The sequence below is a fragment of the Salinifilum aidingensis genome (genome assembly GCF_054782015.1).
In genome coordinates, this window is sequence record NZ_BAAGTH010000002.1 from 202,176 (window position 1) to 224,234 (window position 22,059).

A 22,059-nucleotide genomic window follows, 5' to 3' on the forward strand; every position below is an offset into this window, starting at 1 on the left:
TTCGGACGGAATCGCCGCTTGATGCCGACCGCGGCCCGGATCTTCGCGCGTTCCGGTGGGCGACGGATTCGTGCTCCTCCGCGCGCAGCTGCGAGCGGTGGACGACCCCGGGTCCACGTCGAAGACCTCGCCCACCTCGCGCATCTGATCGGGCGGAGCCCGCGTCCCGTCGGTAGCGCGCAGCACCTCCTGCGACGATCTCCGGTCACACCCCGTGGCGGCGCTGGCCCATCGCCACCGCGCACGTGCGGGCCTCGTTCGCTCGCGAGAACACGCCCCGGTCGGCCCGCATCGCGCGGTCGGTGTCCTCGGTGACCAGTTCGGCGTTGATCTGCGCCGCCGCAGCGGCGCCCGCCGCTGCGGCGGTTCCGACCTGCGCGGCAGGATCGGTGACGTTGCCGGCCACGCGCACTCCGGGGACGTCGGTGCGTCCCGCCGCGTCGGCGGGGACGTGCTCACCGGCACCGGCGGGGTGTTCGACCGGGTGCAGCCCGAGCTCGGCCAGGAACCCGGCCCGCGCGACCATGCGCGGCGCGATCGCCAGCGCGTCGCGGGCCACCACGGTGCCGTCGCGCAGCCGCACGCCGGTCAGCCGGTCCTCGCCGCCCTCCAACGCTGCCACCTCGCCGGGTTGCACGCGGATGCCGCGGGCGGTGAAGCGCGCGGCCTCCTCCTCGGTCGGGTCCGCTCCGGTGTGCGGGAAGAAGACGACGTCGGCGCTCCACTGCCGCAGCAGCAGTGCCTGGTGCACCGACATCGGCCCGGTGGCCAGCACGCCGATGCGCTGGTCGCGGACCTCCCAGCCGTGGCAGTAGGGGCAGTGCAGCACGTCGCGCCCCCACCGCTCCGGCAGTCCCGGGATGTCGGGCAGCTCGTCGACCACCCCGGTGGTCACGAGCAACCGGCGTGCGCGGAGGGTGCGCCCGTCGCCGAGCACCACCGCGAACCCGTCGCCCTCACGGGTTGCTCCCGTGACCTCACCGTCGACGACGTGCCCGCCGTAGCCGCGCACCTCCGCGCGCCCGCGTGCGAGCAGTTCCCCCGGCGGCGTCCCTTCCCGGCCGAGGAGCGCGTGCACGCCTTCGGCCGGTGCGTTGCGCGGAACGCCCGCGTCGATCACGGCGACGGAGCGGCGGGCGCGGCTGAGCGTCAGCGCACCGCTCAGTCCCGCGGCACCACCACCGATGACCACCACCTCGTGGTCTCCTGCCAATCGATCCGTCATGTCGACCACCTCCGCGACCACCCTGCTCCCGCGAGCAGAAGGGAGGCAAAGTTCTTTGCCGGAATGGCAAACTGATGGGATGGAGGAAGACCTCGACCGGACTCTCGGCTCGGTGGGACCGCGACTGCGCGCGCTGCGGCAGCAGCGCGGCACCACCCTGGCCGATCTGTCGGAGACGACGGGCATCTCGGTGAGCACGCTGTCGCGGCTGGAATCCGGGGAGCGGCGGCCGGCGCTCGAACAGCTGCTCCCGCTGGCCAAAGCGCACGGCGTGACGCTCGACGATCTCGTCGGCGCCCCGCCCACCGGGGACCCGCGCATCCACCTGCGCCCGGTCACCCGTCACGGCATGACCCTGCTCCCGCTGACCCGCCGCCCCGGCGGCATCCAGGCGTACAAGCTCGTCATCCCGGGGAGGGACCAGCCGCAGCAGCCCGATCCGCAGACCCACGAGGGCTACGAGTGGCTCTACGTCCTCAACGGACGGTTGCGGTTGGTGCTCGGTGCGCACGACCTCGTGCTCACCCCCGGCGAAGCCGCCGAGTTCGACACCCGCGAACCGCACTGGTTCGACGCGGCCGGCGCCGAACCCGCGGAGTTCCTCAGCCTGTTCGGCAAGCAGGGCGAACGCGCGCACCTGCGCGCCCGCCCCGAGCGGGACCGGTGACCCTCGGCGCCCTGCGGCACGCGCACCCGGCTGGCGCGGCGGTCCCGACCGGCCCACCCGGGCGCGGCCGCACCGCCGCCGGCCGGTCGCAGCGGGCGGTTCCGAGCGGACGCGGATCCGCCCGGAACCACCGGCGCGCCCCCGCGTCCTAGGCGGCTCCGGTCGCGCCGCGGAGCCTGCCGCCGGAGCGCAGATCCGCCGTCCGGACGGTGCGGCTGCGCTCCACGACCAGGAAGCTGATCACCAGTCCCGCCAGCAGCCACAGCACCAGGACCACGACACCGCCCGCCGAAACGGTCGAACCTTCCACGATCGCGCGCAGTCCCCGGGTGGCCGGTCCCGTCGGCAGCACCGCGGCGATGCTGCCGAGAGCCCGCGGCACGGCGGCGATCACGCCGGTGGCCACGGCGGCCAGCGCCACGAGCATCGACAGGAACCGCCCGGCCCCGCCGAACGCGGCCGCCAGCGCCTGGTTGACCGCGGTGAACGCCACGGCGGCGAGGGTGAGCAGGCCCGCGGCGCTGAACCACTGGCCCACCGACAGGTCCTGCACGAGGCCCAGCACCGCGGTGACCAGCAGTCCTTGCACGACGGCCAGGCCGGCGGACGGACCGAACCGGCCCAGCAGCAGCCGCGGGGCCGAGCGGGTGCTGCGCAGCACGTCCGAGGGCAGCGCGCGCAGCACGAGGAACGTGGCCAGCGCGCCGATCCACAGCGCCAGCACGGCGTACAGCGGCGCGCCGGAGGTGCCGATGCCGAGACCGCCGCTGTCCCCGGTGGTCGTGACCGGGTCGGCCACGGTGCGGGCGAGCTGATCGCGCTCACCGTCGGGATAGCTCGGCATCTCCTCGACGGCGGTGTGCAACCCCTGGCTCAGCTGCTCCGAACCGTTGCCGAGCTGCTCGGCGCCGCCGTCGAGCTCCCGGATGCCGCCGGCGAGCTGGTCGGCGCCGTCGGCGAGCTGGTCGGCACCGCCGGTGGTCCGGGAGAGCCCGTCGGACAGCTGGCCGGCGCCGCCGTCGAGCTGCTGCGCGCCCGCGGCGAGCCGGTCGATGCCGCCGGCGAGGGTGGGCAGGCCGCCCCCGGAGTCGGAGCTGCGGCCGGCGAGCCCGTCGAGTCCGGTGGAGATGCCGTCACTGGCCTGCTGGACCTGTCCGGCACCCTCGCTGAGCGCCTCGGCCTTGGCGGCCTGCACGGCGATCTTGTTGCAGATCGGCAGGGTCCCGGGTGGACATTCCTTCGACATCTCGGACAGGTCCTGCGACATGGTCCGCAGCTGGGTGTTGAGCTGCTGCACGCCTCGGTTCTCCTGCGCCGAGACGTCGGCCAGCGTGCCGACCTGCTGCGGCAGCTGCGCGGTCTGCTCCTGCATCTGCTCCAGACCGTCGGCGAGTCCGCTCGTGCCCTGCGACAGCTGGGCGGCGCCGTCGTCGAGCTGTCCCAGGCCGTTGGACAGCTGGCGCGTGCCGCCGGCCAGTTCGTCGGCGCCGGTCGCGAGCTGCTCCGTTCCGTCGGACAGCTGCCGGGCGCCGTCGGCCAGGGACGTGGCGCCGTCCGCGGCGTCTCCGAGCCGATCGCCCAGGGTGTTGAACCCGATGTAGAGGTTGTCCAGGTAGGTGGTGGTCAGCTGGTCGCCGAGCAGCTGGGTGGCGGTCCGCGTGACTTCGCCGCTGATCGCCTCGTCCGCCGGTTTGCCGCGGTCGCCGGTGGTCACGTCGATCGTGGCCTTCTCGGCCTGGCCCGGGTCACCAGAGAACGAGGTCGCCGCTGCGGAGAAGTTCTCCGGGATGGTCACCACCGCGGCGTAGGTGCCGTCGTCCAGCCCCTCCCGGGCTGTTTCGGGGTTGGCGAGTTCCCAGTCGTAGTTGCCGTCGATGTCGTCGCCGACGAGTGTGGCCGACAGCTGCCGCCCCAGCGGGGTGGGCTTGCCGTCGACCTCGACGGGGTCGTCGTTGTTGACGATGGCCGCTTTCACGCCACCCATCCGGTCTTGCGGCTGGCCCAGTGCCCAGGTCAGCACACCCGTGATGGCCACCGGGACCAGCAGCAGGCCCACGAGGGTCAGCGAGACCGACAGCCGGGAGCGGCCGTTTCGTAGCGCACGCACAGCGAGGACCTCAGCTTTCTAGCGGATCGCGTCGGAGAGGGCACGGGTCGGTGCCGCCTGCTCTTCGGGCAGCTCGGTGAGACCGGTCGGCACGTGGGCGGGCAGCATGTCGCGGGCGTCCGCGGTGCCCGTCGTGCCCAGCAGGACGGCGGCGCGGGAGCCGGTGACGAGCTGTTGGACGCGCCGCCGCGCTGCGGCGTCGGCGAGCCGGTCGGTGCGGTCGAGCACGAGCAGCTGCGGGTTCTCCCCCAGCGCCTCGGCGACTCCCTCGGGGCCGGACTCGCCCACGTCGACGTAGGCCGCGCGGGAGCGCACGGCCGAGGCCCGCGCCGGCAGTGCCAGCCCGAGCACCTTGAGCTTGCCGGCGTCCGGCTTGATCCGCCCCGCAGCGGTGAGCAGGACCGCGGTGACGGCGACTTCACCGGGGCCGCGCACCACGTGCGCGCCCTGCCGGGCCAGGCGGAAGGACACGTCGCGGTACACGGGAGCCTCCGAGGCGGGATCGGACAGTCCGAGCCCTGCGCAGGCCACGGCGTCGTCCGCGCCCGGGTGCGGCCAGTCGGCCAGTTCCAGCTCCTCGCGCAGGTTCTCACCTTCGACGTCGAACGAGGGCAGCATCCGGTCGAGGCGGCGCGGGATCCACCAGGCGCGGCGGCCGAGCAGCGCCAGCACCGCCGGGACGAGCGTCATGCGCACGATGAAGGCGTCGATGAACACGCCTGCGGCCAGGCCGAACGCGATCGGTTTGAGGTTGGCGTCCCCGCTGGGCACGAACGCGGCGAAGACCGCGAACATGATCACCGCCGCTGCGGTGACGACCTTGCCGGAGGAGACGAAGCCGGTGTTGATCGCGCCGCGCGCGTCGCCGGTGCGCACGTACTGCTCGCGCATGCGGGAGACGAGGAACACCTCGTAGTCCATGGCCAGGCCGAACAGCACGCCCATGAGCACGATCGGCATGAAGCTGATCACCGGGCCGGTGCTGTTCACACCCAGTGCGTCGGCCAACCAGCCGTCCTGGAAGACGAGCTTGAGCAGGCCCATCGACGCGCCGATGCTGAGCAGGTAGCCCAGCGTCGCCTTGATCGGCACGGCCACGGAGCGGAACACCATGGTCAGCAGGATCAGCGACAAGCCGACCACGACGATGCCGAACGGCAGCAGGGCCTGCCCCAGTTTCTCGGAGACGTCGATGCCGACGGCGGTGAAGCCGGTGACGGAGATCGTGACGCCGTAGGCGTCCTGGAAGTGGCCGCGCAGCGAGCGGATCTCCTCGACGAGCTGCTTCGTCTGCTGCGAGTCCGGCGCGCCTTCCGGCATCACCTGCACGATTCCGGTGTCCGCGGTGGGGTTCGGCGTGGCCAGCGGCACGTCGGCCACCCCGGGCAGCTGCTCGATCTCGGCTTTCAGGTCGTTCATCAGCCCCAGCGGATCGTTGCTGGTGACGATGTTGGCGCTGACGATCAGCGGGCCGTTGAAGCCTTCCGGGAAGTGCTCGGAGACGAGGTCGTAAGTCACCCGCGCCGGGTCGTCCTCCGGCATCGCACCGGCGTCCGGCAGGGCCAGCCGCAGCCCGGCGGCCGGCACCGCGGCCAGGCCGAGAACGGCGACGACGGCCACCACCGTCACGACGGGGAACCGGGTCACGGCCCGCACCCAGCCGGAGAAGAAGCGCGTGCCCACCGGCTGCTTCCCGGAGCTGCGCCGCCCCGCGCGGGCACGCGGGCGTATCCGACCGCCGGCGAAGCCGAGCAGCGCCGGCACGAGCGTGAGCGTGACGAGCACGGCGATCCCCACACCGCCGGCGGCGGCCACACCCATCGTGGTCAGGAACGGGATCCCGGCCACGCCGAGGCCGAGGAGCGCGATCATCACCGTCAGTCCGGCGAAGATCACCGCCGAGCCGGCGGTGGCCACCGCTCGGGCGGCCGCTTCCTGCGGCGGTACGCCTTCGGCGAGCTCTTGCTGATGGCGGGAGAGGATGAACAGCGCGTAGTCGATGCCCACGGCCAGGCCGAGCATCAGCGCCAGCATGGGGGTGGTCGCGTTGATCGAGCCGAACAGCGTGGCCAGCAGGATCAACGTGGTGGAGATGCCTACGCCGATCAGGGCGTTGACCAGCGGCATCCCCGCGGCCACGAACGAACCGAGCGTGATCACCAGCACGACGACGGCGACGATCAGGCCGATCACTTCGACGATGCTCAGGCCGGGGAACTCCTGCGCGAACATCTCCCCGCCGTGCGAGGCCTGCGCCCCCGCGGGCAGTCGTTGCTGCAGATCGCCGGCGATGTCGGCGATCCTGTCCTTGGTGGCGTCGCTGACGGCGGTGGTCTGGACGTCGAGCTGGACGTTGATCAACCCGGCGCGACCGTCCTCGCTGATCGCCCCTCCGAGGTCCTCCTGGTAGGGCGAGACGACCTGCGCTGCGTGGTCGAGCTGTTCGAGCTCGTCGACGGCCGTTTCGACCTGCTGGCGCACGGCGGGCTCGCGCACGTTCTCGCCTTCCGGCGCGACGACCACGAGCTGCCCGGCGGCACCGCTGGTGGACGGGAACGTCACCGACAGCCGGTCGAGCGCCTGCTGCGCCTCGGTGCCGGGGATGGTGACGTTGTTGTCCATCTCCTCGCTGAACAGTCCCGCCGCACTGCCCGTGATGGCGAGCACGAGCAACCACACCACGAGCACGGTCCTGCGGGCCGCGAAGGCCCTGCGGCCCAGTGAGTACAAGAAAGACGACACGCCAGACTCCTACCGCCGGTCACGCCGGACGATCCCGAACTCCCGGAACGCCGTCGGCGCCCCCGGGCGAGGTACGATCTTCCACCTCGATACGGAATCGTATCCGATACATATTTGTATCTGATGCAGGGCCGTATCGGATACCATGGGCGCCACGCAGAGAGGCGGGGCACGACGCCCGAGCACCGCCGCAGGAAAGGACACGCGGGTTTGAGCAAGAGCAGGCCGGCCGCGCCCGAGACCGGCACGAGCGCCGCCCGGACGCGCGAGACCGCGCGCCGGGCCCGGACGCGCGAGCGGCTGCTGGACGCCGCCTACCGGCAGTTCTGCGCGCACGGCATCAACGGCACCTCCATCGAGGCGATCACCGACGATGCCGACTTCACGCGCGGCGCCTTCTACTCGAACTTCGGCAGCAAGGAAGAGCTGTTCCTGGCGCTCGTCGAACGCGAGCACCACGCCCGCCTGCAGGCGCTGCGGGAGGAGTTCCACGAGGCGATCGCCCCGCTGCGGCGCGCCGAGGGCAAACCCGAGCCCGAACTCATCGAGGAGGTCATCGCCGACCTGCTCGCCAGCCAGCCCGAGGCCCGCCAGTGGTGCCTGCTCAACACCGAGTTCCGGCTGCTGGCGATGCGCGAACCGCAGGTGGCCGCGCGCTTCCTCGAGGTCAAGCACGCCTTCCAGCAGCAGCTCGCCGAACTCATCGACACGGCGATGGCCTCCATCGGACTGCGGTTCTCCGTGGGGGCGGAGCAGCTGACCCAGATCCTGCTCGACCAGTTCGAAGCGACGATGCAGGACGCGGTGCTGTCCGGTGCGGACGATCCGGAGCGGACCGCGCGCGCCACCATCATGCGCACCCTGCCGCAGCTGGTGCACAGCCTCACCGAACTGCGCGACGACGAGACGCGCTGAGGCTGTCGCGGACGCTGGGCAAGCCCGCCGCGGCCGATCCGGCACCACCGGCACCGGAAGTCCTCAGTGGACCTGCACGCGGGGCGCACCGCGCAGAACGGCGGCGAACGACCGGTCAGCCCCGCCCTCCCGCGCTCGCGGGCTCGTTCACACCTCGTCACCGGCGGTGGAGCGCCTGCCCCGGCGCCCCCGTCCGCGGTGCTGCCGCTCGTGCTCGGCGAGCTGGTCGATCACGGTGGACACGGCGTTGCGGTGCTCGGGGCTGAGCGCGTGGAGGCGCCGCACGAGCCGCCCCTCCTCGGTCTCGCGCCGGCCGGTCGCCCCCTCGCTCCCCGCGCCGTCCTGGCGGGCCGCCTCGTCGTCGAAGAAGTAGCCGACCGGAACGCCGAAGAACCACGCCAGCGCCTCGATGTAGTTCTTGCGGGGGTTCGGCTGCTTGCCGTTGGCGAGCTGCTGCACGTAGGCGGCCGTCATCGCTCCGGGGTGGTCCTTGATCGCGGTTTCGATCTCCCGGTACGAGTACGGCCGCCGGTCCGGAGGGTGCACGGTCTGGATCAGATGGGTCAGTTTCTCGGCGAAACTCCGCTCAGACACTCCGTCCTGCTTCCTTTTCCTCGGTACCCCTCGGCACCGCGCCTGACCGGTCTTACCACGCGCCAACAGCTGTTGACGCGTCCATGGTACTCGGTCGCAGCACGCGCACACCGATCCGCGCGCCTGCGCGGCCACCGCACCGCGAGCACGGCGATCCCGGTGCGGCGGGGCTCCCGGGGCGGCGGGGCCCGCACCTCCCCGGGCTCCGGATCAGGGCTCCTGCCGGGGTATCTCGGTGCGGTCGAAGAAGCACCACGCCCACGTCTCCCCCGGTTCGGCCGAGGCGGCGACCGGATGGCCGGCCGCCGCGCTGTGCCCGGAGGCGTGCCTACCGGGCGAGGAATCGCAGCAGCCGACGTGCCCGCAACGCAGGCACGTGCGCAGGTGCACCCAGTCGCTCCTGCCCGCGCGCAGGCAGTCGAGGCAGCCGGCGCTGCTCGGCAGCACCGGTCGGATCTCACCGGTGTGCGGGCACTCCGCACCGCTTCGCGGGGCGAAGTCGAGGATCACCCCGGGGTCGGGATGGCCCCGCCCGGCCTCTGCCAGTCCCAGGTGCCGCAGCACCGCCGAAGTCAACGGCTCGGCCACGGCACGCGGGGTGTCGACGACGCGATCGACCCCGGCCGGGGCCAGCGTCGGCGCGTCCGCCTCGTCGCGCGGGCGCAGCACGATCGGCACCGACGGTGCCAACTGGCGGATCACCGTGGCGATGTGCGCCGCGTCCTCCGCGTCGTTCTCGCAGATCACCACCAGCTGCGCGGTGTGCAGGCCCGCGTCGCGCAGCACGTGCTCCTTGACCGGATCGCCCCGCACCACGGTGTGCCCGGCCGCTTCCGCCGCCGCGGCCAGGTCCGGGCCGAGGGTGGTCACCCGGACCGGCACGCCGCGGTAGGCCAGGGTGCGCGCCAGCCTCTCGGCCACCGGGCCCCAACCGGAGATGAGCACCCCGGCAGCGGTGTCCCCACCGCCCGGTTCCGGTGCGGCCGCGGCCTCCCCCGCACCGCGGGCGGACACGGCGCGGCCCAGCCGGTCGCCGCCCCAGGCCAGTGCCGGAGTGGCGATCATGAGCACCACGGTAACCGCGATGAGCACCTGCTCACCCGCGGCACCGAGCCCGGCCGGGCTCAGCCCCGCCTCGCTGCCGGAGCGCTGCAGCACGAACGAGAACTCCCCGATCTGCGCCAGCAGCAGCGACCCGGCCAGCGCGGTCGGGAACCGCATGCGCACGGCCAGCAGCGCAGCCAGCGCACCGACCGCCTTGAGCACGACCACGGCCAGCGCCAGCAGCAGCACCAGCCACCACATCCGCGCCAGCGCGGCGAGGTCCAGCAGCATGCCGATGGACGCGAAGAACGTCGCGCTGAAGACGATCTGCAGCGGCAGCACCTCGCTCAACGCGTGGATGCTGTGCCGGGACTCGCTGACCACCAGTCCCGCCAGGAACGCGCCCAGCGCCACGCTGACCCCGGCCAGCGAGGTGAGGTACGCGGTCCCCAGGCCGATGGCGACGACCGTGAGCAGGAAGACCTCGGGCGAGCAGGTGCGCGCCACGCGCTCCAGCAGCGGCGGCATCACCTTCCGCGCCACCAGCAGCACCACCGCCAGCACCGCGGCGGCCGTGCCGAGGGCGCGCAGCAGTTCCCACGGCCCACCGCCGGAGCCACCGGTTCCGAGCAGCGGCACGACGAGCACCATGAGCACCACGGCGAGGTCCTGGAAGATGAGCGCACCGATCGCCGAACGGCCCACCGGTCGCGTCGTGCGCCCCGAGGCCGACAGCACCTTGAGCACGATCGCGGTCGAGGACAGCGCCACCAGGAATCCGGTGAACAGCGCGGTGCGCACGTCGACGCCGAACGCGGCGACCGCGGCCGCGGTCAGCGCGGTGGTGGCCACCACCTGCACGCCGCCGCCGAGCAGCACCATGGCCTTGATCGCGGCGAGCCGCTCCAGCGAGAACTCCACCCCGATCGTGAACAGCAGCAGCATGACCCCGATGTCGGCCGCGGCGGTGACCGTGGCGGTGTCGGAGACCAGGCCCAGCTGGTGCGGGCCGATGAGCACACCGGCCAGCAGGAAGCCGACGATCGGCACGATCCGCAGCCGGACGCTGAGGTAGCCGATCACGCCCGCGGCGACGAGCAGCGCCACGACCGGCCCCAGGTACGTGGGGCTCTCCCCCGCCGCCAGCAGCACGTGCACCACTCCTCCCCTGCGGGTGCCGGACAGTGCACCGGAACACCCGCCGGGGCGCAAACGGCGCGGTTCCGCCGACATCGAACCGACGAGCGAGGCCAGCGCCCGCTACTGGGCCGGCGCGGCGCGCGAGCCCCAGCACCTCCCTGCCGCCCGCGGCCCTGCCACTCGGTAGGCTCAGGGCGACGAGCAGCGAGGGGAGCTCCATGTCCTGGAACGGAGACGAGTACCAGAGCCGGTTCGACGACCTGGCGGCGGCGGGCCACCACGTGCACGGAGAAGCCGACTTCGTCCTGTCCTACCGGCCCGCGAGCGTCCTCGACGCCGGCTGCGGCACCGGACGGGTCGCCGTCGAACTGGCCCGCCGCGGCGTCGAGGTCGTGGGCACGGACGTCGACGCGTCCATGTTGGCCACCGCGCGCAGCAAGGCACCGCACATCACCTGGGTGCAGTCCGACCTGGCCGAGCTCGCCCTGGAGCGCACCTTCGACCTCGTCGTCCTGGCGGGCAACGTCCCGCTGTTCACCACGCCGGGCACCGAGGAGGCCCTGGTCGCCGGGGCGGCGCGCCACGTGGCACCGGGTGGTCGGCTCGTCGCCGGGTTCAGCCTCGACCGCGGCTACTCGCTGGCGGATTACGACGCGCACGCGAAGGCCGCGGGACTCACCCCCGCGGAACGCTTCGCCACCTGGGAGGGCGCGCCGTTCGCCGACGGCGCCTACGCGGTGTCCGTGCACATCCGCTGACGCGCTGCCGCGGGCGCACCGCCCCGGTGGCGTCGCCCCGGCGGGGCGCACCGCCGCTCGGCGGCAGCGGTGTGCGCACGGCCGATGTTCTCGAGGTGCGGTCCGACCGAAGCTGCGGCCGCGGGGGCGCGCACCTATCGTCGTCGGCACGCGACCGCGGCGAAAGGACGACGATGAGCGAGCTGACCACCGCACAACCGCCGGGCACTCCCACCTGGATCGACCTCGGCATCCCGGACCTCAACCGGGCGATGGACTTCTACGGGGCGCTGTTCGGCTGGCAGTTCGCCGTGGGCTCCGAGGAGGTGGGGCAGTACACGCTGTGCCTGCTGCGCGGCAAACCCGTCGCGGCGATCATGCCGAACCCCGACGAGGGAGCCGAGCAGTTCTGGTGGAACGTCTACTTCGCCACCGAGGACTGCGACGCCACCACCGCGCGGGCGGAGGACGCGGGCGGCACGGTGCTGGTCAGCCCGATGGACGTGATGGACCAGGGCCGCATGGCCGTGATCGCGGACCCCACCGGTGCCCAGTTCGGGCTGTGGCAGGCCGCGGCGCACATCGGCAGCCAGATCGTCAACGAACCGAACGCCCTGCTGCGCAACGACCTCGTCACGCCCCACGCCGCGACCGCACGTGATTTCTACGCCGCGACGTTCGGTTTCACGCTGGACGCCAACCCGGACATGCCGGACACCGACTTCGCGTTCCTGCGACGGCCCGACGGCCACGAGATCGGCGGCATCCTCGGCGACCCGGCCGCCGGGCGTTCCCGCTGGGGGACGCTGTTCCAGGTGGACGACGCCGACGCCGCGGCCCGCCGGGCGGTCGACGCGGGCGGCGCCGCCGAGGCGCCCTTCGACATGATCTACGGGCGGCTCGCCGACATCACCGACCCGTTCGGCGCCGAGTTCCAGGTGGGCGCGCCCGGCGGCGGAAGCCGATAGCGAACGCGCGGCGCCGGGCCGGCGCCCGCGCGGGCCCTCAGCGCCTGCGAGCACCGAGGTCGAGGCGGTCCTTGATGTCGGCGAAGTGCTCCAGCATGGCGGTGCGCAGCTGGCGGGAGTCGCCGGCGCGGAGCGCCTCGACGATCGCGCGGTGCTGGGCGACCGTGCGGGCGCTGTCGGCGGCCGCGGGCAGGGTGAGAGCGTCCTCCGCTGCGTGGTAGGAGTCCCAGAACACGTCGACGAGCTGCCCCACCAGGGGGTTGTCCAGGCGGGCGTGGAGCGTCCGGTGGAACTCCCGGTCGACGTCGGGGTCCAGGTCGGTGCGCTCCATCTCGTCGCACAGGGCTGCCAGGTGGTCGAGGGTCTCGTCAGGCAGCGCGCCGACGAGCCGCTCGACCACGCCGACCTCGACCAGTTCGCGGATGTCGACGAGGTCGCGCAGCCCGCCCAGGTCCTCGGAAGACCGGTCGGCGAGAGCGCGGAAGGTCAGCGCGGGTGAGAGGGCGTGGAGGGGCGCCTCGCCGACGAAGGTGCCGTGCCCGTGGCGGATGTCGACGATGCCGAGGGCGCGGAGGGCCCGGACGGCCTCGCGGACGCTGTTGCGGGAGACGGACAGCTCCTCGATGAGCTCCAGCTCGGTGGGCATGGAGTCGCCGACGCGCAGTCCCCGTTCGTGGATCAGGGTGAGGATCTGCTCGGCCAGCGGGTCCAGGGCTGCCCGGCGGGGATGTTCACCGATCGTGCTCGTCATCTTCGAAAGCTCCCGTCGTCGATCCGCTCGCGGCTCTTTACAGCTCCTCGGCTGCGCTCTAGTGTACCGCCCAACATAGGACGTCCCACGTCCAACGTCCCCGATCGCGAGGCTCGTGGCCGGCGAGCGGGAGGAGGAGCTGTGAGCGAGGACGCGAGCGCGCACGTGCGCTGGTACCGCCAGATCACCGGTGCGCAGTGGAAGTCGTTCCTGGCAGCCTGGCTCGGTTACCTGCTCGACGGCTTCGACTTCGTGCTGATCACTCTCGTGCTGACCGAGATCAGCGAGACCTTCGACCTGAGCACCGTGCAGGCGGCCAGCCTGATCTCCGCAGCGTTCATCTCCCGGTGGGCCGGCGGCATGGCGCTCGGGGCGCTCGGTGACCGCTTCGGCCGGCGGATGGCGATGGTCCTCAGCATCGGGCTGTTCTCGGTGGGCACGCTCTTCTGCGGACTCGCTCCCTCCTACGGGGTGCTTTTCGCCGCGCGCCTGATGATCGGGCTGGGCATGGCCGGCGAGTACGGGGCCAGCTCCACGTACGTGATCGAGTCCTGGCCCCGCCACATGCGCAACAAGGCCAGCGGCTTCCTGATCTCCGGCTACTCGTTCGGCACCGTGGTCGCCGCGGGCGCGTACCAGGTCGTCGTCCCGGCGCTGGGCTGGCGTTCCCTCTTCTACATCGGACTCGCGCCGATCGCCGTCGCGCTCTGGTTGCGGCGCAGCTTGCCGGAGTCGCACGACTGGGCGCAGAACACCGCGCACTCCAAGCAGCCGACGATGTTGAGCGTGCTCTTCCGCGGGCGCCGCGCACCGACCAACCTCCTGCTGGCCGCCGCGGCTTTCGCGGCGCTGACCCTGATCTTCACGCGAACGGTCACCGAGCCGGTGCTGACCGGCGCGCTCGGCGTGATGGCCGCCGCGGTGTTCGTGGCCTACATGGTGCAGTTCAACGGTCCACGGTGGCCGGTGGGCGTGATGGTGATGATCATCGTGTTCGCGGCCTTCCTGTACTCCTGGCCGATCCAGTCACTGCTGCCGACCTACCTGAAGTCCGGCCTCGACTACAGCGCGGCGGAGGCCAGTGCGGTGCTGTCCTTCTCGGGGCTCGGCGCGGCCGCGGGCTGCTGGGTCGCCGGCTTCACCGGGGACCGCTTCGGCACCGCGCGCGCCTACTGGGGCAGCTTGCTGATCTCGCAACTGCTGATCTTCCCCGTGTTCCTGATCGGCGGGCGCAGCCTCGTCGCACTCGGTGCGCTGCTGTTCGCCCAGCAGATGTTCGGACAGGGCATCGCCGGTCTGCTTCCGAAGTGGATCGGCGGCTACTTCGACGTGCACTCACGGGCGGCCGGACTCGGCTTCACCTACAACGTGGGGGCTCTGGGCGGGGCCGTCGCCCCCGTGCTCGGAGCTGGCCTGGCCTCGACGATGAGCCTGGGCACCGCACTGGCGGTGATCTCGTTCACCCTGACCCTCGTGGTGATCGTGCTCATCGGGATCGACGCCCCGACGCGGCTGCAGCGCCTGCTGCGGCCGGACGCCGTGCGAAGCCGTGATGCGATCGACGCCAGCGCGATGACCGCATCCCGCACAACTGCCAGCGCGCGGGACTGAACCGCGCGGCACGAACGAGAAGAACGAGGAATCCACAGTGAACGCCGAAGCACTGCACGGAGTCGTACCCCCGGTGTGCACACCGCTGAATCCCGACTGGACGGTGGACGTCCCTTCCCTGGAGCGCCTCGTCGACTTCCTCCTCGAGGGGGGAGTGGACGGCCTGTTCGCGCTCGGCTCGACCAGCGAGGTCGCCTTCCTGCCCGACGACCACCGCCAACAGGTCCTCGAGACCGTGGTGGCCCGCACCGCGGGCGAAGTGCCGGTGCTGGCAGGCGCCATCGACATGACCTCCCTCCGCGTGCTCGACCACGCGCGTGCCGCGGCGAAGGTCGGCTGCGACGGGCTGGTCGTCACCGCCCCGTTCTACACCCGCACCCACCCCGCCGAGATCGAGCGGCACTTCCGCACGGTCGCCGAGGGCACCGACCTCCCCGTCTACGCCTATGACCTACCGGTGTCGGTGCACACCAAACTCGACACCGACATGCTCGTGCGGCTGGCAGCCGAGGGCGTGCTGGCCGGGGTGAAGGACTCCAGCGGCGACGACGGTGCCCTCCGGCGTCTCGTCCTCTCCGCGCGGCAGACGGCTCCCGCCCCCTTCAGCGTGCTGACCGGATCCGAGCTGACCACCGACGCGGCGCTCCGGATGGGAGCGCGCGGTGCCGTGCCCGGCCTCGCCAACGTGGACCCCCGCGGGTACGCGCGGTTGTACGAGTACTGCGCAGCGGGCGAGTGGGACGCCGCGGCCGCGGAGCAGGAGCGGTTGATCGCCCTCTTCGGACTCGTCGACGCCGGCGAGGCAGCGCGGATGGGACGGGGGTCCTCCGCCCTCGGGGCGTTCAAAGCAGCCCTGCAGTTGCGGGGGATCATCGACCACGCGACGACGGCGCCACCGCAGTTCCCGCTCGACGAGGCCGAGACCCGGTGCGTGCGGTCCCGACTGGAAGCGGCGGGATTGCTGTGACCCGCGCGGAACGGACCGACGCGGAACGCGCGCCCGCGATCGGCGTCGACATCGGCGGCACCAAGATCGCGGCAGGTCTCGTGGAACCGCCAGGAAAGGTGGTCCGCAGCGTGCGCGCGGCGACGCCGACCGCGGGTGGGCAGGCGGTGCTGGACACCGCCGCGACCCTGATCGGCGACCTGGCCGCTGGTGGTGGCATCAGCGGGGTCGGTGTCGGCGCGCCGGGGATCATCGACCCCGTCGAGGGCGTGGTGAGCTCGGCCACCGACACCGTCCCCGGCTGGGCCGGGGTAGCAGTGCGCGCCGGCCTGCAACGGCGCACCGGTCTTCCTGCCGCCGTGGACAACGACGTGCGCGTGATGGCTCTCGGAGAAGCCGCCGCCGGAGCCGGTCGGGACCGCGCCGAAGCCCTGCACCTGTCGGTCGGCACCGGGATCGGCGGGGCCCTGCTGCGCAACGGCCGGCTGGTGCGCGGCGGTCACGGCAGCGCGGGGGAAGTCGCGCACGTGCTGGTCCCGGCCCGGGGGCGGATCCCGTGCGGTTGCGGGCGCCGGGACCACCTCGAAGCGGTGGTGGCCGGGCCCGCCATCGCCGCCGACTACGCGGCCCGTTGCGGCGCTGCCGACGTCCCCGGCCTGCCGGAGGTGGCCAGCAGGATGCGCGCCGGTGACGAGGACGCGCGCACCGCGATCACCAGTGCGGCCACCCTGCTGGGGCGATGCCTCGCGGGGATGGCCACCGCGTTCGACCTCGACGCCGTGATCCTCGGCGGGGGTGCCGCCCAGATCGGCGCGGAGTTCCTGCACCCGCTGTCGAACGCCCTGCGGGCCGAGGTCCGCCCGCCCGGCCGAGCGATACCGGTGCATCCCGCGCAGCTCGGCACGGACGCTCCGATCATCGGTGCCGCCCTGCTCGCACGCGAAACACCCGCGGAGAGGACATGATGGACTCGTCCACACCAGACCGGGGGAGGACGCTGCGGCGTCTTCTGCAGCACATCGACCAGCGCTTGGTCGTCTCCTGCCAAGCGGGCAGCGATCACGCGCTGCGCGACACGAGCACCGTGGTGCGGATGGCCCGCGCCGCGGAGGACGGGGGTGCGGCCGCGATCCGCTGCGGAGGGGTCGGCGGAGCCGCGGACGTCGCTGCGATCGCGCAGGCCGTGCGCGTCCCGGTGATCGGGCTGACCAAGGACGGCACCGACGGCGTCTACATCACCCCGACCGTGCGGGCTGCGCTGTCCGTCGTCGAGAGCGGAGCCGACGTGGTCGCCGCCGATGCCACCGACCGCCCCCGTCCCGACGGTGCGGTCTTCGGTGACACCGTCCGGGCAGTGCACGGTGCCGGGCGACTGGTGATGGCCGATGTGTCCACGTTGGACGAGGGGATCGCGGCCGCCGAGGCCGGGGCCGACCTGATCGCGACCACCCTGTCCGGGAACATCGCACCGCAGCCCCGGCCGCGCGCACCTGATCTCGACCTGGTCGCGCACCTGCGCAGAACCCTTCCCGACATCCCCGTCGTCGCCGAAGGACGGTACTACCACCCGCGCGATGCGGCCGCGGCCGTGTCAGCCGGAGCGACCGCCGTCGTCGTCGGCACGGCCATCACCGACCCCACCTGGATCACGAGCCGGTTCGCGGCGGGGCTGGGGCGCGCGCACGGCGATGACGCGGTGCCGCCCGAGCGGTGATCTCCCCCGCGGGGGAGCTGCCCGCGGGGGCTCCGCCCGGAGCGCCGCCGGCCGCGCTCGCCGCGATCAGGCCGAGGTGCGCACGACCAGCTCCGGGGACACCGCGATGCGCCGGTCGGCTCGCCCCTCGGAGAGCATCCGGACCGCCTCGGCGGCGATCTGCGCCTGCGGTTGGCGCACCGTGGTCAGCTGCGGCTGCGCCAGCTCCGCGTACGGGATGTCGTCGAAGCCGGTCACGCGGACGTCGTCCGGCACCCGCACCCCGCGCCGGTTCAGGGCGCCCAGCACGCCGAGCGCGATGGTGTCGTTGCCGCAGACGATCGCGTCGGCGAGCCCCTCGGCCAGGAGCTGTTCCGCGGCCCGCTCGCCCCACTCCTTGCTGAAGTCTCCCAGCAGGACGGCGTCACCGGAGTCCCCGGCCGCGCGCCGGTACCCGTCGAGCCGGGCCTGCGCGGCCGAGTCGGTGGGTTGCGCGCCGACGAACACGAGCCGCTCGGCGCCGACCGCGGTGAGGTGCTGCAGGACCTGGACGATGCCCGCCTCGCTGTCCACGCCGACCCAGCTGCCGCTGAAGCCGTCCACCCGCAGGTCGAGCTGCACGACGGGGACCCGCGCGGCGGCGGTCCGCACGGCCTCGGCGCTGCGCTGCCGGTGGCACGGGATCATGATCAGCGCGTCGACCCGGCGGTCCAGCAGGGCGCGGACCTGGCGCTGCTCCGTCTCCGGTTCGTAGTGCGAGTTCGCCAGCAGCAGGCTGCGCCGCCCACCGTGCAGTTGCTCCTCCACGGACTCGACGAGCGTGGCGAAGAAGGGGTTGGCGATGCCCGGCACGACCATGCCGATGGTGTGCGTGGTCCTGCTGCGCAAGGCGGCGGCGACGACGTCCGGCTCGTAGTCGAGCTCGCGCGCGGCCGCGCGGACCTTCTCCCGGTTCTCGGCGCGCACGCCGCGCTGACCGGACAACGCGCGCGAGGCCGTCGCCACGGACACCCCGGCCCGCGCCGCGACATCGTGGATGTTGACGGTCACTCCACTCCCCTCGTCGGCTTCCCGCTTCCACCACCGTAATCGATTTCTTACGGGAAAAGCTCTTGACGCTCCCATTTTCGTCGGTCATCGTCACTCGTTGCGGAAAACGATTACACCTTCGTTCCCGCCGGATTGACGACGAGTGGAGCGCACATGGCCGACGACGCGCCCCCGGGGCACCTGGAGCTGACCGGGGTCTCCAAGGCCTACCCGGGCGTGCGCGCGCTGGACGCGGTCGACTTCGACCTGCGCCCCGGCGAAGTGCACGTGCTGCTCGGCGAGAACGGCGCGGGCAAGAGCACGCTGATCAAGATCATGGCGGGGGTGCACCAACCGGACACCGGCGACGTGCGCGTCGACGGCCGAGCGGTGCGGCTGCACGGGCCCCGCGACGCCGAGCGGCTCGGGATCTCCACCATCCACCAGGAGATGGCCCTGGTCCCGCAGCTGACCGTCGCGGAGAACATCTACCTCGGCCGACCCCCGCGCCGGTTCTGGGGCGTCGACCGCGCCCGGATGCGGCGGCAAGCCCGCGAGCTCGTCGAGCGCACGGGTCTGGACCTCGACGTCGACGCGGTGGTCGGCGATCTCGGAGTGGCGCAGCGCCAGACCGTGGAGATCGCCAAGGCGCTGAGCCTGGACGCGCGGTTCCTGATCATGGACGAGCCGACCGCCGTGCTCAGCCGCGGCGAGGTGGAGCGGCTGTTCGGCATCGTCCGGAACCTCACCGGCAGCGGGGTCGGCGTCGTGTTCATCTCGCACCTGCTGCACGAGGTCGCCGAGATCGGCGACAGGGTCACGGTGCTGCGCGACGGGGCCAAGGTGGACGAGGCACCCGCCGGGACCGACCCGGACGAACTGGTGCGGCTGATGGTCGGCCGCTCCGTCGACCAGCAGTACCCGCCGCGGGAGGCGGAGATCGGCGAGGTGCGGCTGGAGGTGCGGGACCTGGCCGCGGACGGCGTGCTGGAGGGCATCAGCTTCACCGCGCGCTCCGGGGAGGTCCTCGGCATCGGCGGGATGGTCGGTGCCGGACGCACCGAGCTGGTCCGCGCGTTGTTCGGCGCCGATCGCTACGACCGCGGCGAGGTGCTGGTCGGCGGCAGGCGGGTCCCTCCGGGGGACGTCGCCGCCGCCCGGGCCGCCGGGCTCGCGCTGGTGCCGGAGGACCGCGCCGGGCAGGGGTTGGTCCTGGGGGCCTCGGTGGCCGAGAACCTCGGACTCGCAACGCTCTCCGAACGCACCCGGTTCGGCCTGGTGGACCTGGACGAACAGCGGCGCCGGGCCGAGGAGTCGGTGCGGCAGCTGCGGATCCGGACCGCCGACCCGGAGCAGCCGGCGGCCACGCTCTCCGGCGGCAACCAGCAGAAGATCGTCATCGGCAAGTGGCTGCTGGCGCGACCGCAGGTGCTCATCCTCGACGAACCCACCCGCGGCATCGACGTCGGCGCGCGGGCCGAGATCTACCAGCTGATCGGCGAACTCACCCGCGAGGGCACCACCGTGCTCGTCGTCTCCAGCGACCTGCCCGAGCTGCTCGGGCTCAGCGACCGGGTGCTGGTGCTGGCGGACGGACGGCTGCGCGGGGAACTGGACGGTGCCGAGGCGACCCAGGAGCGCGTCCTGGCGCTGGCCGTCTCGGCCGGGAACGCACGAGGGGGAAGCGATGGCTGACAACGAGGTCGGCGCACGGTCGCGCCGGCCGGTGGCGCTCGGGCGCGCCGGCGGACCGCTCGGGGGCCTGCTCGCGCTGGTGGTGCTGCTGGCGCTGTTGTCGCCGGACTTCCTCACGGCGAACAACCTGCTCAACGTCGGCGTGCAGGCGTCGGTGGTCGCGGTGCTCGCCTTCGGGCTGACGTTCGTGATCGTCAGCGGGGGCATCGACCTGTCCGTGGGCAGCGTCGCCGGCCTGGCCGGGATCGTCGCAGGGTGGGCGATGAGCGGCCTGGGCCTGCCGCTGTGGTTGGCGATCCCCTGCGGCCTGGCGGCGGGCGGAGCGGCCGGGTTGATCAGCGGCGTGCTGGTGACCGCCGGTCGCGTTCCTCCGTTCATCGCCACGCTGGCGATGCTGACCATGGCGCGGGGGCTGGCGCTGGTGATCGCCGACGGCCGTCCGATCACGATGGACGGCTGGTTGGCCGACCTGGGCAGCGGCGAGCTGTTCGGGGTCGTGCCGTACCCGGTGCTGGTGATGCTGGCGATCGGGGTGATCACCGCGTTCGTGCTGCGCCGCACGTACGCGGGGCGCGCGATGTACGCGATCGGCGGCAACGCCGAGGCGGCGCGGCTCTCCGGCATCAAGGTGACGCGCCAGCGGTTGCTGATCTACGCGCTGTCCGGGCTCTTCGCCGCGGTGGCCGGCATCCTGCTGACCGCGCGGCTGGCCTCGGCGCAACCCGAGGCGGGAACCGGCTACGAGCTGGACGCGATCGCCGCGGTGGTCATCGGTGGGGCGAGCCTCGCCGGTGGCGTCGGCTCGGCGCTGGGCACGTTCGTCGGGGCGCTGATCCTCGCGGTGCTGCGGAACGGGTTGAACCTGCTGGACGTTTCGGCGTTCTGGCAGCAGGTCGCGATCGGCGCCGTCATCGCTGCCGCGGTGCTGTTCGACACGCTGCGCCAGCGGCGCCGCTCGGGCGGCCGGCGTCCCGCGCTGCGCACCCCGGCGTTGCGCCGGGGCGTGGCGGTGGTGACCGCGTTGCTCGTCGCGGGGGCCGGCTGGGCCGTGCTCGAGCGGCAGAACGCGGCGGACGACGAGCGGCCGACGATCGCGCTGTCGCTGTCCACCCTGAACAACCCCTTCTTCGTCGACGTCCGCGCCGGGGCTCGGGCCGAGGCGGAGCGCCTCGGGGTCGAGCTCGTGGTCAACGATGCCGGGGAGGACGCCTCGCAGCAGGCCAACGCGGTGCAGAACGCGATCGCGCGGAACGCGGACGCGATCGTCGTCAACCCCGTCGACTCCGATGCCGTGGTGCCGTCGGTGCAGGCCGCGAACGACGCGGAGATCCCGGTCATCGGTGTGGACCGCGCACCCAGCGACGGCACCGTCGTCACCACCGTCGCTTCGGACAACGTCACCGGTGGGCGGCTCGCCGCGCAGCAGCTCGCCGAGCTCGTCGGATCCGGACCGGTCGCGGTGCTGGAGGGCCAACCGGGGACGTCGGCGGCGCGGGAACGCGGCGAGGGCTTCGCCCGGGAGATCCGCGAGCACCCGGACGTCCGGGTCGTCGCCTCGCAGCCGGCGGATTTCGAGCGCGCCAAGGCGCTGGACGTGATGCAGAACATCATGCAGGCGCACCCGGAGGTCCGGGGCGTGTTCGCGGCTAACGACGAGATGGCGCTGGGCGCCACCAAGGCGCTCGGCGGGCGGGCCGGCTCGCAGGTGCAGGTCGTCGGCTTCGACGGCACGCCCGAAGGGCTGGCAGCGGTGCAGGCCGGCACCGTCAGCGCGGACGTCGCCCAGCAGCCGCGGAAGCTGGGCGAGGCCGCCGTGGAACAGGCCGTCCGCGCCGCCCGCGGCGGTCGCTCCGGCCCGGGAGAGCCGACGAGGATCCCGGTCCGGGTCGTCACCGAGGACACGGTGGGGGCGTTCCTCCGCGGGAAGTGACAACGCCGGACGAGGGCCCGCCGCGGGGACCGGACCCTGAAACGATGTCGATGCAGTATCGAGAGGTTCCTCCTCCGCGCGGGGCCTTGACCGCATTCGCGGCGATGAATGACGATCCGCGCAATGACGGCCCCTGATCCGCAGCGCGGGGCTTGCGACCGGGGAGGACACGCGATCGGTGACCGCAGCGGAGAACTCGGCCTCGGTCGTCCCGGGGCCCGGTCCCGCGGCACCGACCGGTGTTGCCTTCTGAGCGGAAGGTAGG

17 protein-coding genes are annotated in these 22,059 nt (G+C 72.8%); 10 read left to right on the plus strand and 7 right to left on the minus strand.

Features of this window, described 5'->3' with window-relative positions; genetic code table 11:
* Positions 1–205: 205 nt before the first annotated feature.
* Positions 206–1,225: an NAD(P)/FAD-dependent oxidoreductase gene (locus ACYVJE_RS03980; protein WP_461143311.1), complete on the minus strand. Its 1,020-nt coding sequence runs from the start codon at positions 1,223–1,225 to the stop codon at positions 206–208.
* A gap of 79 nt (positions 1,226–1,304) precedes the next feature.
* Here ACYVJE_RS03980 and ACYVJE_RS03985 point away from each other — a divergent pair, with 79 nt between their 5' ends.
* Positions 1,305–1,892 carry a helix-turn-helix domain-containing protein gene (locus ACYVJE_RS03985; protein WP_461143312.1) on the plus strand — a complete coding sequence of 196 codons (588 nt, stop codon included), beginning with the start codon at positions 1,305–1,307 and terminating at the stop codon, positions 1,890–1,892.
* A 148-nt stretch (positions 1,893–2,040) separates the two neighbouring features.
* Here ACYVJE_RS03985 and ACYVJE_RS03990 read toward each other — a convergent pair whose 3' ends face one another.
* Positions 2,041–3,999, minus strand: coding sequence for a YhgE/Pip family protein (locus tag ACYVJE_RS03990; RefSeq protein ID WP_461143313.1), 1,959 nt, complete (start codon positions 3,997–3,999; stop codon positions 2,041–2,043).
* 18 nt (positions 4,000–4,017) lie between these two features.
* Positions 4,018–6,741, minus strand: a complete 2,724-nt coding sequence (locus ACYVJE_RS03995) for an MMPL family transporter (RefSeq protein ID WP_461143314.1) — start codon at positions 6,739–6,741, stop codon at positions 4,018–4,020.
* A gap of 210 nt (positions 6,742–6,951) precedes the next feature.
* Here ACYVJE_RS03995 and ACYVJE_RS04000 point away from each other — a divergent pair, with 210 nt between their 5' ends.
* On the plus strand, positions 6,952–7,656 hold the full coding sequence (locus tag ACYVJE_RS04000) for a TetR/AcrR family transcriptional regulator (protein ID WP_461143315.1): 705 nt from the start codon (positions 6,952–6,954) through the stop codon (positions 7,654–7,656).
* Between the two features lie 147 nt (positions 7,657–7,803).
* Here ACYVJE_RS04000 and ACYVJE_RS04005 read toward each other — a convergent pair whose 3' ends face one another.
* Positions 7,804–8,250: an XRE family transcriptional regulator gene (locus ACYVJE_RS04005; protein ID WP_459159687.1), complete on the minus strand. Its 447-nt coding sequence runs from the start codon at positions 8,248–8,250 to the stop codon at positions 7,804–7,806.
* Positions 8,251–8,460: 210 nt separating this feature from the next.
* Complete coding sequence (locus ACYVJE_RS04010) at positions 8,461–10,452, minus strand: cation:proton antiporter domain-containing protein (RefSeq protein WP_461143316.1); 1,992 nt, start codon at positions 10,450–10,452, stop codon at positions 8,461–8,463.
* 200 nt (positions 10,453–10,652) lie between these two features.
* On the opposite strand from ACYVJE_RS04010, the gene ACYVJE_RS04015 reads away from it, so the two are divergent.
* On the plus strand, positions 10,653–11,192 hold the full coding sequence (locus ACYVJE_RS04015; protein ID WP_461143317.1) for a class I SAM-dependent methyltransferase: 540 nt from the start codon (positions 10,653–10,655) through the stop codon (positions 11,190–11,192).
* Positions 11,193–11,365: 173 nt separating this feature from the next.
* On the plus strand, positions 11,366–12,139 hold the full coding sequence (locus ACYVJE_RS04020) for a VOC family protein (RefSeq protein ID WP_461143318.1): 774 nt from the start codon (positions 11,366–11,368) through the stop codon (positions 12,137–12,139).
* 37 nt (positions 12,140–12,176) lie between these two features.
* On the opposite strand, the gene ACYVJE_RS04025 is transcribed toward ACYVJE_RS04020, so the two are convergent.
* Positions 12,177–12,890 carry a FadR/GntR family transcriptional regulator gene (locus tag ACYVJE_RS04025; protein WP_459159683.1) on the minus strand — a complete coding sequence of 238 codons (714 nt, stop codon included), beginning with the start codon at positions 12,888–12,890 and terminating at the stop codon, positions 12,177–12,179.
* 141 nt (positions 12,891–13,031) lie between these two features.
* On the opposite strand from ACYVJE_RS04025, the gene ACYVJE_RS04030 reads away from it, so the two are divergent.
* From ACYVJE_RS04030 to ACYVJE_RS04045, 4 genes are read left to right on the plus strand one after another with little or no spacing between them, the layout of a single operon-like run.
* Complete coding sequence (locus tag ACYVJE_RS04030; RefSeq protein WP_461143319.1) at positions 13,032–14,501, plus strand: sialate:H+ symport family MFS transporter; 1,470 nt, start codon at positions 13,032–13,034, stop codon at positions 14,499–14,501.
* Positions 14,502–14,538: 37 nt separating this feature from the next.
* Positions 14,539–15,468: a dihydrodipicolinate synthase family protein gene (locus tag ACYVJE_RS04035; protein ID WP_459159681.1), complete on the plus strand. Its 930-nt coding sequence runs from the start codon at positions 14,539–14,541 to the stop codon at positions 15,466–15,468.
* Positions 15,465–16,412 (plus strand): ROK family protein, encoded by a 948-nt coding sequence (locus ACYVJE_RS04040; RefSeq protein ID WP_461143320.1) that lies wholly within the window; start codon positions 15,465–15,467, stop codon positions 16,410–16,412. The genes ACYVJE_RS04035 and ACYVJE_RS04040 overlap by 4 nt, the downstream gene beginning before the upstream one ends.
* Positions 16,409–17,161, plus strand: a complete 753-nt coding sequence (locus ACYVJE_RS04045) for an N-acetylmannosamine-6-phosphate 2-epimerase (RefSeq protein ID WP_461143321.1) — start codon at positions 16,409–16,411, stop codon at positions 17,159–17,161. The genes ACYVJE_RS04040 and ACYVJE_RS04045 overlap by 4 nt, the downstream gene beginning before the upstream one ends.
* Before the next feature lie 66 nt (positions 17,162–17,227).
* Here ACYVJE_RS04045 and ACYVJE_RS04050 read toward each other — a convergent pair whose 3' ends face one another.
* Positions 17,228–18,190 (minus strand): LacI family DNA-binding transcriptional regulator, encoded by a 963-nt coding sequence (locus ACYVJE_RS04050; protein WP_461143322.1) that lies wholly within the window; start codon positions 18,188–18,190, stop codon positions 17,228–17,230.
* A gap of 153 nt (positions 18,191–18,343) precedes the next feature.
* On the opposite strand from ACYVJE_RS04050, the gene ACYVJE_RS04055 reads away from it, so the two are divergent.
* Positions 18,344–19,864: a sugar ABC transporter ATP-binding protein gene (locus ACYVJE_RS04055; RefSeq protein ID WP_461143323.1), complete on the plus strand. Its 1,521-nt coding sequence runs from the start codon at positions 18,344–18,346 to the stop codon at positions 19,862–19,864.
* Positions 19,857–21,794 carry an ABC transporter permease/substrate-binding protein gene (locus tag ACYVJE_RS04060; protein ID WP_461143324.1) on the plus strand — a complete coding sequence of 646 codons (1,938 nt, stop codon included), beginning with the start codon at positions 19,857–19,859 and terminating at the stop codon, positions 21,792–21,794. The genes ACYVJE_RS04055 and ACYVJE_RS04060 overlap by 8 nt, the downstream gene beginning before the upstream one ends.
* Positions 21,795–22,059: the final 265 nt, after the last annotated feature.